Genomic DNA, 1,072 nt, shown 5'->3' with positions numbered 1-1,072 from the left:
TTGGACCTGTAAAGCCATCGGCGTCGCTGTCGAGCATACCACCCCATCTTGCCCGCCGTGATGTAAGTAATCACTCAGCGAAGCTCAGTGCGCCATCGGGCAAGCACTGGGCTGCGCTGACCAGTTGTCGTTTTCGCCGCCCGGCTGCGGGCCGTTGGCATCAAATTCCCTCGCTGCGCAGTGGCCGTCGGCAACGTCGGCATTGAGACTGAAGCATCATGACGCCCACCATGGATATCAAAAACACCCTGGATGCCCCGCGTTCCGGCGCGCCCGCCCCCGAACTGCACGCTCAGCGCCACTGCGGCCGACAATGGCAAAAGCCCATATCATCCGCAGCATCAAGGCCGGGCCGGCCACAGGGACGGCCAAAAAAGTCATCTGGTCGCGCGGCGACGTCGGTCGCTGGACGTGCGCGATGGATGGCATCAAGCTGAAATACGCGACCGCTGCCTGTCTGGTCAACACCTGGGGGATTATCCCGCGCGGGGCTTGGGCAAGCTCGCCAATTCACGCGCCGTCGCCGTCGCCGTCAGCCGTCAATCGCGGCATGCCAGTCGCCCGACTTGCCGCCCTGTTTTTCCAGCACCCGCACATTGCTCATGACCATGCTGTGTTCGACCGCCTTGCACATGTCATAAATTGTCAGCAGGGCGCACTGGACGGCAGTGACGTGTCGTAAATTGTCAGCAGGCTGACCTGGACGGCAGTGAACGCTTCCACTTCGACACCCGTCCTGCCGACCGTTTCCATCTGGCCGCAGCAATGCATGCTGCTGGTCGCCTGGTCGACCTCAAAATCGACCGCACACCCGGGTAATGGCAAGCGGATGGCCCAGCGGCACCGGTTCGCAGGCCTTCTTCGCCCACGATGGCGGCGATATGCAGGGCACGGCGCCCTTTCTTCGCGCTGCCCGACACCGTCAGCACCATCGTTTCCAGCTTCATGCGGATGGTGCCCGCTGCCCCCGCAATGCGGTGGGTGTCTTACATCGCGAACACAGAAATACATGGGGGACGTGTCCGACGATCGACCTGGCACGGCGCTTGCATATACCCAAGTGCGGTTCACC

The 1,072-nt window shown here is 62.4% G+C and carries 1 pseudogene; it reads right to left on the bottom strand.

Annotated features, from left to right (window positions below):
* Positions 1 to 532: 532 nt before the first annotated feature.
* Positions 533 to 974: pseudogene (locus PO883_RS34525) on the bottom strand (cyclic pyranopterin monophosphate synthase MoaC).
* Between the last annotated feature and the right edge of the window lie 98 nt (positions 975 to 1,072).

The sequence above is a fragment of the Massilia sp. DJPM01 genome, from assembly GCF_030348125.1.
In the GTDB taxonomy this organism is placed as follows: domain Bacteria; phylum Pseudomonadota; class Gammaproteobacteria; order Burkholderiales; family Burkholderiaceae_D; genus Telluria_A; species Telluria_A frigida.
This window is presented reverse-complemented; position numbering and strand designations above follow the sequence as displayed.